The sequence below is a fragment of the Richelia intracellularis HH01 genome (assembly GCF_000350105.1).
Classification (GTDB): domain Bacteria; phylum Cyanobacteriota; class Cyanobacteriia; order Cyanobacteriales; family Nostocaceae; genus Richelia; species Richelia intracellularis.
Genome location: NZ_CAIY01000052.1, coordinates 70,228 through 85,585, shown reverse-complemented (window position 1 = coordinate 85,585; position 15,358 = coordinate 70,228). Strand labels below are relative to the sequence as shown.

At 34.3% G+C, this 15,358-nt stretch carries 10 protein-coding genes and 1 pseudogene; 2 read left to right on the top strand and 9 right to left on the bottom strand.

All coding sequences use genetic code 11. From position 1 onward, the window contains the following. Positions 1–673 precede the first annotated feature (673 nt). The 4 genes and pseudogenes from RINTHH_RS06680 to RINTHH_RS06665 form a co-directional block, all read right to left on the bottom strand. The gene (locus RINTHH_RS06680) at positions 674–1,447 is read right to left on the bottom strand and encodes a HEAT repeat domain-containing protein (protein WP_008234512.1); all 774 of its coding nucleotides are present in this window, start codon (positions 1,445–1,447) and stop codon (positions 674–676) included. A gap of 1,642 nt (positions 1,448–3,089) precedes the next feature. Continuing rightward, positions 3,090–3,266: a hypothetical protein gene (locus tag RINTHH_RS11040; RefSeq protein WP_008234511.1), complete on the bottom strand. Its 177-nt coding sequence runs from the start codon at positions 3,264–3,266 to the stop codon at positions 3,090–3,092. Between the two features lie 148 nt (positions 3,267–3,414). Continuing rightward, positions 3,415–3,861 carry an ABC transporter permease gene (locus RINTHH_RS06670; protein WP_008234510.1) on the bottom strand — a complete coding sequence of 149 codons (447 nt, stop codon included), beginning with the start codon at positions 3,859–3,861 and terminating at the stop codon, positions 3,415–3,417. Continuing rightward, positions 3,846–5,137: pseudogene (locus tag RINTHH_RS06665) on the bottom strand (AmpG family muropeptide MFS transporter). Before RINTHH_RS06665 ends, RINTHH_RS06670 begins: the two are co-directional and overlap by 16 nt. A 1,974-nt stretch (positions 5,138–7,111) precedes the next feature. Between RINTHH_RS06665 and RINTHH_RS06660 the strand changes: the two are divergent. Beyond that, positions 7,112–8,293: a glycosyltransferase family 4 protein gene (locus RINTHH_RS06660; protein ID WP_008234508.1), complete on the top strand. Its 1,182-nt coding sequence runs from the start codon at positions 7,112–7,114 to the stop codon at positions 8,291–8,293. Between the two features lie 837 nt (positions 8,294–9,130). Here RINTHH_RS06660 and folE read toward each other — a convergent pair. The 5 genes from folE to RINTHH_RS06635 form a co-directional block, all read right to left on the bottom strand. Then, positions 9,131–9,841 carry a GTP cyclohydrolase I FolE gene (gene folE, locus RINTHH_RS06655; RefSeq protein WP_008234507.1) on the bottom strand — a complete coding sequence of 237 codons (711 nt, stop codon included), beginning with the start codon at positions 9,839–9,841 and terminating at the stop codon, positions 9,131–9,133. A 110-nt stretch (positions 9,842–9,951) separates the two neighbouring features. Continuing rightward, a complete protein-coding gene (locus tag RINTHH_RS06650; RefSeq protein WP_008234506.1) occupies positions 9,952–10,677 on the bottom strand; it encodes an SDR family oxidoreductase in 726 nt (241 codons plus the stop codon). A gap of 441 nt (positions 10,678–11,118) precedes the next feature. After that, entirely contained in the window at positions 11,119–12,105 is a 987-nt protein-coding gene (gene accA, locus RINTHH_RS06645) for an acetyl-CoA carboxylase carboxyl transferase subunit alpha (protein ID WP_008234505.1), read from the bottom strand. A gap of 98 nt (positions 12,106–12,203) precedes the next feature. Continuing rightward, complete coding sequence (locus tag RINTHH_RS06640; RefSeq protein WP_008234504.1) at positions 12,204–13,223, bottom strand: long-chain acyl-[acyl-carrier-protein] reductase; 1,020 nt, start codon at positions 13,221–13,223, stop codon at positions 12,204–12,206. Between the two features lie 220 nt (positions 13,224–13,443). After that, complete coding sequence (locus RINTHH_RS06635) at positions 13,444–14,139, bottom strand: aldehyde oxygenase (deformylating) (protein WP_044304804.1); 696 nt, start codon at positions 14,137–14,139, stop codon at positions 13,444–13,446. A 370-nt stretch (positions 14,140–14,509) separates the two neighbouring features. Between RINTHH_RS06635 and RINTHH_RS06630 the strand changes: the two genes are divergently transcribed. Beyond that, positions 14,510–15,346, top strand: coding sequence for a carbohydrate ABC transporter permease (locus RINTHH_RS06630; RefSeq protein WP_008234502.1), 837 nt, complete (start codon positions 14,510–14,512; stop codon positions 15,344–15,346). The last annotated feature ends 12 nt before the right edge of the window (positions 15,347–15,358 follow it).

The window sequence follows — 15,358 nt, the reverse complement described above, 5'->3', positions numbered from 1 at the left end:
ACTATTATGAGTTTATCTGATGGTAAAGAGATAATAAAAATCCACTATTTATAATAGTCCTGATAAATAAAATATAATCTGAAACTTAGTTTTTTATTAAATAAAAAACTAAAAATATAAAATCTTAACTACGAAGTCTTTTACTGATAAGAACTTTGGATATTTCTTAACATTGTTTTTATATTTAGCTACTAAAATTTATTCTTATAACCTGAGTCAGGAGATTCATCTCATAGTCAATCGAAGGTATTGTATAGCTGATAATTATTAATATGTTATTACTACTCTTTTAATAATAATTTTATTACTATTCTAATACATATTTTAAATATACTTTTTTTAAACCTTACTGAATTATTAGTGGATAAAGAAAGCAAGTTTCCTCAGATAAATAAGGAATGATAGTCTATCATGGCTTATCTTAAGTAAGATTATGTTACTAGGTGATAGCTAAAAAATAGCATTTTTGCCTTTTTTAAATTCAGAGGGGATGCAAATCTGCTATTCTAAATTTTCAATAATTCTTATTTTCTAATGTCCGTATAGCATAAAGTTACTGTGTGATTGATACTTATTGAATTAATGATTTCAGGAACTAGAAGTGAGAGAAATAGTTAAGGAGAAAGATGTTTAAATATTTCCCACACCATACTAATTTCCAATTTACCTATTCTTATTTTCCTAGAAACCAACCTTCTTCTTGCAGAGTTTCTATCAATTGCAAGCCTCTGGGATCTCCAAGACTTAAGATGGCTGTTTTGGAATCTTCCCGCACACCTAAATCTTTGTCCTCTGCAAAAGACTCAATTAAAGCATCAATGGCAGCACCATAGACAATATTAGATGGTAACTCCTTACACAATTTGCCAATAGCCCAAGCACAATTACTCCTGACTGCAGCCATTATATCTTTTAATAAAGCTTCTATTAGTGGTGGAATCGCACCTAGTATTGTTTCATAATCTACATCAGACATTTGTGCTAAAGAACTAGCGGCCCATAACCTAACCGCAGGTATATCCATTTTTAGAGAATCAACTAGGGGCTTTAAACAACGATGATCACGGCAATTTCCCAGTGCCCATACTACACCCTTACGCACATAGCCATTCCAATCTTGGTTTAGTTGCTTAATTAGTGGTTCTACTGCTTCCGGACTAGGGTTGCGTCCAATAGCATAAGCCACACTCAATCGGACTAGAGGACATGCATCTGTCAACAGACAAATCAGGTATTGTGTTGCTCTGGAATCCTCAATATCACAAAAAGCACGTGCTGCCAACATTCTTTGCTGGGGCTGGGGGTTTTTTAATAAAGCTAACATTTCCCCTATATCTGGCTTTATTACTTCTTCTTTATTTAGTGGCTCAATTTTATCTAAAGGATCAAAGGGTTCATCTAACCCTATTTCATGGTCTAACAGTTTTAGTTCTTCTTCGTCATACATACTTGATTTTTATATCATCCCCAATTGGGACTATATCCTAATTAGGGATATATATAAACCCCCAAAAGTGAAAGCCTAATTAATAGTGAACTACTAGTTAATAGCTTGTTTGGAAATAAGAGGTGATAGTAAACTTAATAGTCAGATGTAGAAAAACCCAAACAGCGACTTTGGATTGGATTTTAGAAATCACTTGTCTAATTCTCAAAGCTAATTATTTTCTTAATGATAATTCAAATGTTAATTTACGTTTGAATTATATAGACATGTTGAAATGGAACTTGCTTAAACCCATTGCTATGAATTATTGGTTATCATGGTTTGCGGAATGTGCTTTAGTTTATAAAATTTAATTATTAGAGGATAAAATAACATTTGTTAGAACCATTAACTGAGTATTTTAATTAGGTTAATAAATTAATAACTCATAAATTTTAAATTCTCATTCAGGGCTCTCATAATACAGAAAAATAAAAATTGAATTGTTTTTGCAAAAAGCAAGGTCATACTCACAAGAGATGAGCATCAGTTGATGAAAGTGAAGAAAGCACTAGTTTATGATCAGCGACACACCTAACTGGATAATACATGCAAGTTTCATAAATGGATATAATCATCGTACCTTAACTTAAATTATGAGTTATTACCCAACAAATTTGAAACAGACATTTGTTTTGAACTACACAGTTGTAAATATTTATTTCAAAATAAACAATTTATTTTATGCCTAATTGGCAGGCTTAATAAAATTTAAGTCCCAGCATAAAAGTTCTATCCTATTTGAATTCTCTTGAGTATTAATAATCAGTAATAATAGTAATCTTTGATTGTATTGGAATAGAATTGAAAGCTTTTACCCATAATTAACAAATTTTCATATCTTAAATTTAATTTATTAATTAATGCTTTTTATTATCCAATATTTTCAACTGGACTGTATTTTTTAATAGTTCCTAGCATTACAAAAGTACAGGAAAATGCAAGTTTTACAATATTGTTTAGGAATTAGCTAAGCTTTATTAGGTCTAATTTCTCTTACTATAATCATACATTACATTCATATGTTATGAGTTGAATCTTACATTTAGATTGCGAATTGTGGCGGAACCTTTTATATATGATATTAGGTAGAGTATAGCTATACTCCTTATAGATACTTATAATTCCATTTATCGAGTACTTGTGTGTTTACTGAGGTCTTGAATTTTTGTATTAAATTTTTTAGTACTATTATCATAACGGTATTTTAACAAAATATAGAAAAAGAAAATACTTATATTATGGTCGTAATATGTTTAAAACATGATTTGGCTAGCCTGCTAATACTTTAAGCTTTTAGGTGCAGAAGGGCGAAAAAGAAACCCCCTACAAAGAAATATAGTTGAGGGATATCGTATGACAGTTTATTTTGAATGAGGAAAACCTTGAACTACATGTAAGTATTTTTATGTGAGCTTTCTGATTAAAATGGGCTCATTTCAATTGTCTAACCATGGTGAATTTCATATTAGTCTCTCATTGTAAAATACAACTACCAAATAATAGGCTTCAGTTTATCACTATGTTTAAAACAGAGAAAGATAAGTATAACTATATACACTTAGAAATACCTGTTCTGTAGTTATGACCAGCAAAGCACTACCTAATGTAGTGCTTTGCTGAGAGGAATATATAATTTGCTCTGTTCAAACTCGCTGACAATAGGTGCTGGTTTAGCCATATCTGAGGGTAAAAATATACGGGCACTGACTACTACCAATGCGAATAAAAATGCAATTATCACAAGGAAGGGAATAATATGCTGACGAAATACAACCATGCTTTCAAATTGCCAAGGTATAGATAACTTATCATAGCTTTTTAATCTATTTTAATATTAGTTAGTAGTTAAATAGTCACAAATATACAAAATCAAATAAAATCAAATAAATCTAATGTACCTTGTCCAACAATATGTAGTTTAATAGTCAACGTCGATCACGTTCTAAGTCAGCAATTACTCTTTCCCAGTACCAATTTTCCGGCATACCAGGATAGTCCTGTTTCACTTGATTAACTAGTCTCTCTGCTACATTAACATCCCCATTCAACAAACTAACCAGTTTATTTTCCAAACTAGGATTCAGTGTCCCTGAGGGTTGGTTTTCTTTATTACGTTTATTATAGGGCATTCCATCGACACTGGGAGAATTAATACCAGCAAGTGAGGGAGACTGGGATTGTTGTTTCTTCAAATCCCAAAACAATGCATAGTAAACAATTCCAAAAATAATAATTAGGCTAAATGCACCCAAAAATGTTATCAAATTGAGAGGCAAAAAGCCTAAAACTAATTGGGAAATAACATAACCTAGTAATAACCCAGAAATAAAAAGAATAAATGTAGCTGTAAAAACAACTATTTTGTGTCCCATGAATCTTGTCCTTGATCTGTAGTTCCTGGTCTAGGGATTGCTACTAGTTGTTTATCCCAGGGTGCAAAGAATGGCAATAAGAGTATCCCTGGTAATGCAGCAAAAAAACTGATAACAAAAAAAATGACCAACCAGTACTTTTTGCCAATGCACCTGCAGGAGCAACTAAAATATCTCGGCTCACAGCCATGAAGCTAGAAAGCAAAGCATACTGAGTAGCAGAGAAACGCTGTTCGCACAAACTCATCAGAAAGGCAACAAATGCGGCAGTCCCTAAACCAGCACAAAAGTTTTCAATATTGATTGCTGCTAGTAAAAACTGATAGTTTTTACCAACACTTGCTAGTACTAGATATGATAAGTTGCTTAATGCCTGTAAAATTCCAAATATCCATAGGGAACGATTAATACCAATTTGGCTGAGTAAAGCACCCCCTGCCAAAGTACCAATTATAGTAGCTATTAAACCCATACCACCTTGAATTGTGCCAATATCTGTTTGAGTAAAGCCAGTTTGTAGCAAAAAAGATGTGGACATATTATTTACAAAAGCATCGCCCAACTTATATAGAACAATAAAGAGTAAAATCAGAAAACCTTGGAATAAACCCTGACGTTGAAAAAATTCTCCAAAAGGCAAAATTACTGCCTCCTTAATGGATGTAGGAGGGTTTAACTCTTCGGGCTCCTGTGCAAATAAAGTTCCTAAGACTCCCAATACCATACACCCAGCCATGGAAAAATAAACTACTGACCAAGATACTATATCGGCAAGAATAAGTGCTAATGCACCAGCAAGTAAAAGTGCAATTCGATAACCAGTAACATAAACTGCTGTACCTATACCCATCTCCAATGGCTTAAGTACATCAGCACGGTAAGCATCAACGACAACGTCCTGAGATGCACTCAAAAAAGATATGACTAAGGCATTAATCACTAACAATTGTAATGCTTGTTTTGGTTGTTGCAAACCCATACAGGCAATTGCTAACAGTAAGCCAATCTGCAGTGTAATTAACCAACCCCGCCGCCTACCTAAAAGTGGTAGTGAAAATCTATCTAATAAAGGCGACCACAGAAATTTTAGGGAGTAAGGTAAACCGACCAAGCTAAATAAACCTATGGTTGATAAATCAACATTCTCAACTGTCATCCAGGCTTGTAGTGTCTTGCTTGTTAAAAATAATGGCATACCGGAAGAAAAACCAACCAGTAATATAACTGCCATTTTCCGACTACGAAACGTTTGAAGGAGGGATCGGACTATATACATCATTTTTAACTTTTATATTCCTATGGTAGACTAATTGGTTTCAGCTATATTGACATGATTGTGGTTTTATTTGATGCTAAGACACCAAACAACTCACTTAGATTACAAGCGATATAAAAACTGTAGACATGAATAAACAAAGATAAGAAAATTTATCAGATGACTATCACATGTCCCAAGTTCTTTCTGCCTTTAAAATCAAGACCTATAGATAAAAGCCTTGAAAGTAGATGTAGAAAAATATAAAAGCCGCCTATCTCCTTATTCCCGTAGTCTCTTCAATAAATAACTCCTATAATTGCCCTTTATATTTTTTTGATGTCTTACCAAGATTGACTAGATGCTAAGGCCCCGAAGTGATTTCTAGGTAACTTAGAATCATAAACTTGCCTACAAAGACATTTAAAGTATTTTAACTAATAATGAATCATACTAATCATTATTCCGTTGCTAGGATTATAGTAAAATTACAAAAGCCCCAATTTGTTGACTAATAACTAAGAATCTAATTTCGATATCCAATTATATTGTTCAAAAGCTATTTATATTCTTTTATCAAGATAAACTATCATTTATTAAATAACAGACTTACCATTCAATTCACCATCAATCTGGATAGTTAGTAAGCTAATTTGTTATCAAAGATTACTAGCTAGTTTTAGAATATATTTAATATATTACTTTCTCGAAATTTTACTATGTAATTAAGGCTTATAATGCTAACCATATAAGTGTCTATAGTAAGTTATTTAACTATTTATCATATAACTGCTAATACTATAACTTAGATATTGGGAACCTCAATATAATTATTGTGTTCAGTCAATTTTATTATAGGCACTAATAGTGATTTATATATTTATACTAGTTATGAATATATAAATAATGAATTCGTATATACTTCACTTAAATACTAAGAAGATTAAGCTTTCTAATATTGCTTACAAGCATAACACTCACTAATTATTGATATAGTACATAAAAGAAGTTTTCCAAAAAAATACCATTGATTTTTTTCTAGTCGTCCTTATAATAATTGATAAATTCACAATATAAAGTTAAATATATTATTATGGGGCTTTAGCGTTGTTATTTAAATATTCCATTAACAAATTATTTAGATAGAAGAAACTTCAATCAAGATTGATTTGCATAATCATCCATTAATAAGTTAGGTAATCTTATCAATAATAGTTGAAGCTGAAAAAAAATTACGGAAAATTTCCAATTAGAAATTGGTAAAAAGAATAGGACATAAATACTATATGTTATTTTGGCTTATTTCCTTATTAGGCAGCCAAAAACTCTAACTAATCATTATCTACGTCCTGCTAACTTAGCTAAATTTGTAAATATGTATTTTCTAAGAAAATTAATCAATTTGTAGAAACCCTTATTTATAAAGTGAATAAGTTCAGAAACAGTTATTCCTATAGTAATTTTTTGTTTCTGATTATCTGATTTAACTTATGAATGTAATTCCATGGAAAGTTAGTTTAATGTTTATTATTATGACCAGACAGATTTTTACATTATGTTTTATTCTTGGATTTATAATTGTTACTTATAATTTAGCAACTAAATAGCTAAGCAGACCACTGAAACATACGTGTGCTTAAGCATTAATAATACTAATTATAATTAAAATATTTATTATATCTACCCCAATAAAAGTTAGGTATTGGAGTATTTTCAAATGATTAAAAAAAAATCAAGTGGCTATAATCAACACATTAGATGCATACATCATAATACGGTTTTAATAGCTACAACCATTGAAAATATAGGGTAGCAGATTTGCTGTTGAAGTTTTTTTGTTTGGCACAAAATCCCAGAACTTAGACCAAATGAATAATTTGGAATAACTGTAAGAAGAGGAATATGGGGGTTTTTCACCCTGTATGAAATCATTTACTAGATTAAATATAATAGCTGCTATGTTGTGCATTTGTCAGTAGCAGGGGATTAGACTCAATGAAGATACTAGTGCTGAGTTGGGAATTTCCACCAAGGATTATAGGAGGAATTGCCCGTCATGTGTCGGAATTATACCCGGAACTAGTCAAATTAGGATATGAAATTCATCTAATTACCCCCAATTATAATAGAAACCTCATATATGAAGAAGTCGAAGGAATTCATGTACATAGGATATCTGTTCATTCAGGAAATGACTTTTTCCATTGGATAGAAAATATGAATCACGCTATGGGTGCTCATGGGGGCAAGCTTATCAGCGAAGAATGTTCATTCGGTCTCATCCATGCTCATGATTGGTTGGTTGGAGATGCTGCAATTGCTCTTAAGCATAACTTCAAATTGCCCTTAGTTGCTACAATTCATGCAACTGAGTGGGGACGTAATAATGGTATTCATAATACTACACAGCATTATATCAACAGCAAAGAAGAGATTCTAGCCTATCATGCATGGAGGATAATTGTTTGCACCTATTATATGCAAAGTGAGGTAAAATCGGTACTTCGTGCCTCGAGGGACAAGATAGATGTAATTTACAATGGTATTCGCCCAGAGAAAAAACAACAAGATGGTAATTTTCAAGCTCAGGAATTTCGTCGTCAATTTGCGACAGATGAGGAAAAAATAGTTTACTATGTGGGAAGAATGACATACGAAAAGGGAGTTTCAGTTTTATTAAATGCAGCCCCACAAGTAATAAGATCCATGGGAAATAATGTCAAATTTGTGATTATTGGTAGAGGCAATGCGGAGCATTTCAAACAAATAGCTGGAAACCTGGGTATCTGGCACAAGTGTTATTTTACTGGATTCATGTCCGATGATAATTTGGATAAATTTCAAACTATCGCTGACTGTGCTGTGTTTCCTAGTCTCTATGAACCATTTGGTATTGTGGCTTTGGAAAGTTTTGCTGCACGTGTTCCCGTTATAGTTTCTGATACGGGGGGATTACCAGAAGTTGTACAACATAGGAAAACAGGAATTGTTACTCAGACAAACAATCCTGATTCTCTTGCTGGGGGAATTTTAGAAGTTTTAAAAAATCCTAGCTATGGACAATGGTTAATTGATAATGCTTATAAACAATTAAAAGAAAGATTTGATTGGTATAAATTAGCTCAAAAAACTGATAAGGTTTACCAACAGATATTAGAAGACTCGGCTTTAGACTAATTCGGTATAGTTAAAAGTTTACCAAGTAAAAGTTTTTCTGATATTTTACTCAGTAAAACCTATTGCTATGTTGGTATGACTAAAACAGACAAGTTAATTAACCTAAAAACTTCAGCGATCATACTATGCCCTGATTATTAATAAGCTACTCGCACGATATTAATAAATATAAAAAGTCGAATATATCCCAAATATCTATAATTTTCTATATATAGGTTCTGAACTATAGATTTCAAATTGAATTATAATTACTTTTAGGTAAGTTTATTTAAAATCTAAAATTATATCTGAAAGAAAAGTGAAAAATTGAGTTATACTACGAGAATATATTAATATGTTTTGAGTATATAAAAACCCGGTATTAATTTTGGTAAAATAATTAGAGTTTGCACTAGCGAAATTAATATTAGGTAAATATTAATTCACTAATAATTGTTACCTCAAATTAAGTTCTTCCATAAATTTAACTAAGTATAAAAGCAGGAAGCCAGTATAGATTCTCTAATTATGATAGAAATATCAAGACATGCAAATATCTTATCATAGTTTAAGTTTTTAAATTAATACTAAAAGTCTTACTTGTAGAAAGTAATTTGGGGAGAGATTCTGAAACTTATAAAATTATTCAGTGGCAAATTACTATACTCATATTCAAGGAAGAAAGAAAACCCTACAAACTATCTTCTGTATAATTTCCAAGATTCACTTATATATATGACTTTTTAGCTTCTATCTCATAGCAATACTAATTCTATAAATTAGTTTGATTCAAACCAAATCAATTAGATTGCGACTCCTAGATAAGATATAGCTCCTCAAGCTCAATAGGGAAAATATTTAGGAAAATCCTGGCTTATGACGAATTAAGCTCAAAAATTCTTCCCTTGTTTTTTGCTCTTGCTGGAAAGCTCCAAGCATTGCACTAGTAACAGTCCAAGAACCAGGTTTTTGCACCCCACGCATTACCATGCACATATGACTAGCTTCAATAACAACAGCAACACCTTGAGGATTGAGAATCTCCTGTATTGCTTCGGCAATTTGTCTTGTCAGTCTTTCTTGGACTTGTAGACGACGAGAGTACATTTCTGCAATCCGAGCTAATTTACTTAATCCTACTACCTTTTGATTAGGAATATAAGCCACATGAGCTTTACCCATAAAGGGCAGCATATGATGTTCACACAGGCTAAAAATATCTATATCCCTTACCAATACCATCTCATTATGGCCTTCATCGAAAATAGCACCGTTAACTAATTCTTCTAGGGATTGTCTATAACCACTAGTGAGGAATATCATGGCTTCTGCCACTCTCTTTGGTGTTTTGAGTAGCCCTTCTCGTTGTGGATCTTCTCCCAGTCCCAACAATAATATTTCAATTGCTTCTTGCATACGCTCCATATCTTTTTCTGTTGGTTGATTGAAGCTAGCCTGCTTGCCATTATTAGTATTACGATCTGGCCTAGTACCGTTCACAGCCTTCGGTAAACTAGTATTTAGAGGGGGTTGAGAAGATTTAAAACTTTCGGAGCCAGCAATAGTCATGATGTTAGTTTTTGTAAAATGTTCTGTATCTGCTATAGATGGAGGACGATATTACAATAAATAGCCTTCAATGAGTTTACTACTATCTGAAATCTATATTTCCATATACTTTATAGTATACCCGCACTAGATATGAGGGTTAACTCATCAACCACCGCTTGTTGTGGTAAAGATGCTATATATAGAATCGACTGAGCAACAATTTCCGGATTTAGCATGCAGGAACGGTCGAAACCAGCATTTACTGTTTTTGTATCCCATAATTCCGTATTTACAGAACCCGGACAAATAGTGGTTATACGAATTCCATTAATTTTTTCTTCTTGAGCTAAAACTTGGGAAAAGGCAATTAAACCAGCCTTACTGACACAGTAAGCACCCCAACCGGGAAATGTCTTTTGTCCAGCAATTGAGGCAACATTTATAATTGTCCCTATTCTTCTTTGCCGCATGGAAGGTAAAACCCCCATGGTACACTGGAAGGCACTTGTGAGATTTATATTAATAACATCTTGCCAATCTTTTAATGGAGTGTCCTGAAGATTAGCAGTGTAAGCTATACCAGCATTATTGATTAATATATCTATATCCCCAAAATCACTAGCAACTTCAAGCATTTTGGGTTCTACTTGGTCAATATAGCTAAAGTCTACAGGATATACTTTAGCTATAACTCCCATATTTTCGGCAGCAGTAGCAACAACTTTTAACTTCTCAAAAGAACGACCAACCAAGGCTACATCAATCCCTGCACCTGCAAATGCTATAGTCGTAGCTTTCCCAATTCCACTACTTGCACCAGTAATTAAGGCACGTTGTTTTGGCTCAATACTCATGCTATTTATTGTCTCAGTATATTTGGCAATTCCTTTATTATCCAATTAAGACCCTGGTATTCTGCCTTAAAGACTTGTACTTGTAAGACACATTTTGAGGCCATAAACCTTAATAATGGCTTCTGACATTATGAATTACTACAAATTATGCTATTATCAACCCTGATATAAGGTAATCATAGATTACAGTTTTTTATTTGAGGTAGTCAGAGCAGCAATAAATCTATTATATTCCAACATATAACCATATTATAACCTATTTTCTTGAAAAGTAGGCAGTTCAGTGTAAATATTATCCTGAAACATACTGATAGGAAGTTATAGATTTTAAGTAATTATTTATTTTTAACAGGTATGATGAATGATGCCAGGTTGAGATTACTCAGGTTAATATGCCATAGCCATTTGTCGCGGTGGTATTAATGTGATCGGCCGGATTCATTATTGCTTGCGTGCGTTTTCCGTAAAAACACCAATTTTACGGAATTTTGCATACCTCTGTTGCTGTCTTTCTTGAGGTGTTAGATGAGCTACTAATGCTAAGTTTTCTAACAAAGCTTCTTTGAGTGTTTTCGCTGCAGATAAAGGATCAGTATGAGCTCCACCAGAAGGCTCTGTTAGTATGTGGTCTATTATATCCAGTTCTTTGAGGTCGTGGGAAGTAATTTTTAAGGCAACTGCAGCCTGAGGAGATTTACTAGAATCTTTCCATAAAATAGCAGCACAGGCTTCTGGGGTAGCAACTGTATAAACAGCATGTTCAAACATAAGTAGGCGATCACCAACTCCGATTCCCAAAGCACCACCGGAACCCCCTTCACCAATAACAGTACAAATAATAGGCACTTCAAAGCGGAACATTTCTCGGAGGTTATAAGCAATGGCTTCGCCTTGTCCTTGATGTTCAGCTTCCATCCCAGCCCAAGCTCCAGGAGTGTCAATAAATGTAATAATAGGCATTCCAAACTTATTGGCATGTTCCATTAACCTCAAAGCCTTCCTATAGCCTCCAGGAGAAGCCATGCCAAAGTTGCGAGCCACATTATCCTTTGTATCCCGACCTTTTTGATGGCCCAAAAATACAACTGGCTGTCCATCTAGACGACCAACACCACCTACCAAGGCTGGGTCATCATGACCACAACGATCACCATGCAGCTCCATCCACTCATCACTAATTGCCTGAACATAGTCCAAGGTACTAGGGCGGCGGGGATGACGAGCTACTTGCAGCCTTTGTGCAGGAGATAGGCTAGTAAAAATTTCCTCACGCAGTTGCTGAGCGCGAGCTTCCAACTGGCGAATTTGACCAGATACATCCACGTCATTTTCTTCTGCTAGTTCCCGAATCTGTTCAATCCGATTTACCAGTTCTGCTAGCGGCTTTTCAAAATCTAACAGTAGAGTTTTATGCTTGGTGGTTGACATCTTAAGATTTATTTTATGTTGAATATGGGTTTATAAGCTATAAGTTATAAATTATGAAAGTCTTGACTTTGAAACTCATACCTCACAACTGAAAACGGCTAAACTGGCAGGGGTCTAAACCCGTGTTTTATCGACAAATGACCAATCTGCTCCATTTTCTCTACGGTAATCTGATTCCGCCCCCAAGAAAAGTTAGTGTATAACCTCTCAAACTCCAGTAGCATAGACTCTGCAAAGCAAGCAAATAATTGTCTTGCCGGAACATCCATATTCACAACTTGCATGATTTTCCACTCAATATCTAGAGAGTGTTCTACAATTCCTCCATTAAGAACATAAATATCAGGATGCTGAATTTTGGTTGCCAAATTTTTTGGATAACCACCATCAATTAACAAGCAAGGTTTTCTAAAAATTTGGCTTTCTATCTCTAAGCCTCTAGGCATGCTTGCTACCCAAACCACTATATCAGACAAGGGCAAAGCTGCTTCTAATGACATTATTTTCCCGCAACCTAGCTCTGTTCGCAATTCTTGCAATCTGTCTTGATTACGAGCAATCAAAAATAAATTGCGGACATCTGTTTTTTGGACTAACCACCGACAAACGGCACTTCCTATATCTCCTGTAGCTCCACAAACTGCCACAGTTGCCTCTGGTAAATCAATACCTACTTTCTGTGAAGCTTGTTCAACTTGTTGGCAGATAATATACGCTGTATGAGTGTTACCAGTAGTAAAGCGTTCAAATTCCAGCTCAATATTACGAACTTGGCGAAATTGTTCCAGGTTGAAGTTTTCAAAAATAATTGAAGAAAAACCACCTAAAGCAGTAATATCAATATTATGCTTTTGGGCATGTGCCATGGCATTTAGGATTTTGCGGGTTGCTGTCTTTATCCTTCTGTTAGCAAGCATTTCTGGCAAGAAACATGATTCTACATAGCAGCCCTCAATTTTCTGCCCTGTAATACTAGCAACAGTAATACTATCTACTATTTGGGGTGGAGCACTGCACCAAAAGTCAAGCCCCTGGTCGGCATATTCAGGATACCCCAATTCTCTGGCGACTAATTGAGCGTGCTTTAAACTTGTAAGATGTCCAATAAGACCAAACATGAACTATTTTATTTTGGCGTGTTCTTTCATAAAGGCTGGCTACCAATTTGGGTTAGGATGTGACTAAGTTTTAAAAAAACTACAAAAGAGTCTACCTAATAGTAATTTTGGGTTTTGAATTTGGATAGTTTATTTGTGATTAAATTTGTCTTCCCTTTCATCTCCTCTTGTCTGGATTTTCTGTACAGTTGGGGTGATAAAAACACCCCTTAATTTTTTATTAAATTTTTCTTAATCCATATGCGGAGAGACGCATAATATCGCGTGTACTAAATCCGATATTATTTAAGGCCTCTCCATATTGAATCATAAAATCTTCTACTAAAGCTTCTTTATCCATTGCCAAGACAGCAGCATCTTCCTCTACAGAACTGAGCATTTTCCAAACAATAGGAAGGTTTTGGCGGTTTGCTTCCTCTAATTCTGCTTTGGAATCTTCAAAGTTTTCTTTTAACCAGACTTCTCCAAAATTTAGGTGGGTATACTCATCTTTAACAACATTTTCAGTAATTTTACGGGCAAAATTATCTGCTACGGGTATATAAATATTATATGCAGCAATAGCAAAACACTCAATAATCAAAGATTGGATTAATAGGCAAGTGACGATTTTACCCTCAGCTGAAGCAGTGTGGAAATTATGATGCAAGTCCGCAAAAAATTTCTTGGCAAATTTCATGTCGGGAGCAACTTGCAAATTACGTCCACAGGCCTCAAAGCCTTTCTTATGGCGACTTTCCATCTGTGATAAGCGAATTAGTTGCTCATTCTCTTCTGGAAGCATTTCAGCTAAGGTGATGTAATTTTCATGTGCTTCTTGTTCCCCTTCAATCACGATCGCGTTAATGCGACTATAAGCATCTTTGTATATTTCACTAGAAAAATCTATTTCAGATTGGGTAGCAAGCTGCTGCATCGTCATCTTTACTCCTAGGTATTATCAGGAATTTGAAACTAAACGTTTAATTTATCCCATAAACAAAGGGCAACGTTCTGGAAATTTTGACTAGACTTACAAAATGAAAAACCAAATTGTAAGAGATGGAAGGTATGAATTTATGAAGCCAACCCTAAGGGTGAAAGATTAGAGGCCAGCTTATGACTGAACTAAAAATAGTGAGAGACAACCAAGGGCGAATTCCCACAACCATACTATTGGCGAGCAGCCTGTAACCTTATTTTCTCATCAGCAGGGGTGATTCTTCCATCTAACTTAACAAACTACTATGTAATAGATTAGCCTTTGGAGGGGTATATACTCTAGTGTGAACCAACATAATGATTGAATGACATTAATATATAAATCTAATTGGCAGCCCAAATATTCATTCTGGTTAAGTATTGCTGTCCTCCTCTTAGGAATGGCTATTATTTTACTACCATTATTCGTTGTTTTTGTAACATCACTGGCACCACCAATGACAGCTATGGGAATTTTACACCCACCTGTTTGGTCTTTGACTAATTACTTGGAAGCTTGGAAGCAAGGTAAATTCTTACGTGCATTTGCCAACTCTACTTTAGTGGCTTTGGCAGTTACAACTTTTCAGATTATTACGTCTGCTTTTGCTGGTTATGCTTTAGCAAGATTAAAGTTTAGGGGTAAACAAATAATTCTATTAATTATCTTGGTAACTTTAGTGATTCCCTTTCAAATGCTGGTAATTCCGATTTTTCTAGTACTTAAATGGGGACACCTCATCAACACTTATTGGGCAATGATTTTACCGACTGCTGCTAACGGATTTGGTATTTTTTTACTCCGACAGTACTTTCAAACCATTCCCGTGGAAATCGAAGAAGCTGCTGTTATTGATGGAGCAAGTCACCTACAGATATTATGGCAAATAATGCTGCCTTTATCTCGCCCAGCTTTGGTTACATTATTTTTATTTACTTTTATTGGGGAGTGGAATGATTTATTTAAACCTTTAGTATTTACCACTCGCCCAGAGTTAAAAACTGTGCAGCTAGCACTGGCGGAATTTCAAGATCAATTTACTAGCAATTGGCCTTTGATGATGGCAGCGGTTAACATCTCTACGATACCAGTATTGGGTCTATTCCTGATTGCTCAGCGGCAATTTATTCGTGGTATTTCTACTACTGGAATTAAAGGTTAGAATAAACAAAGG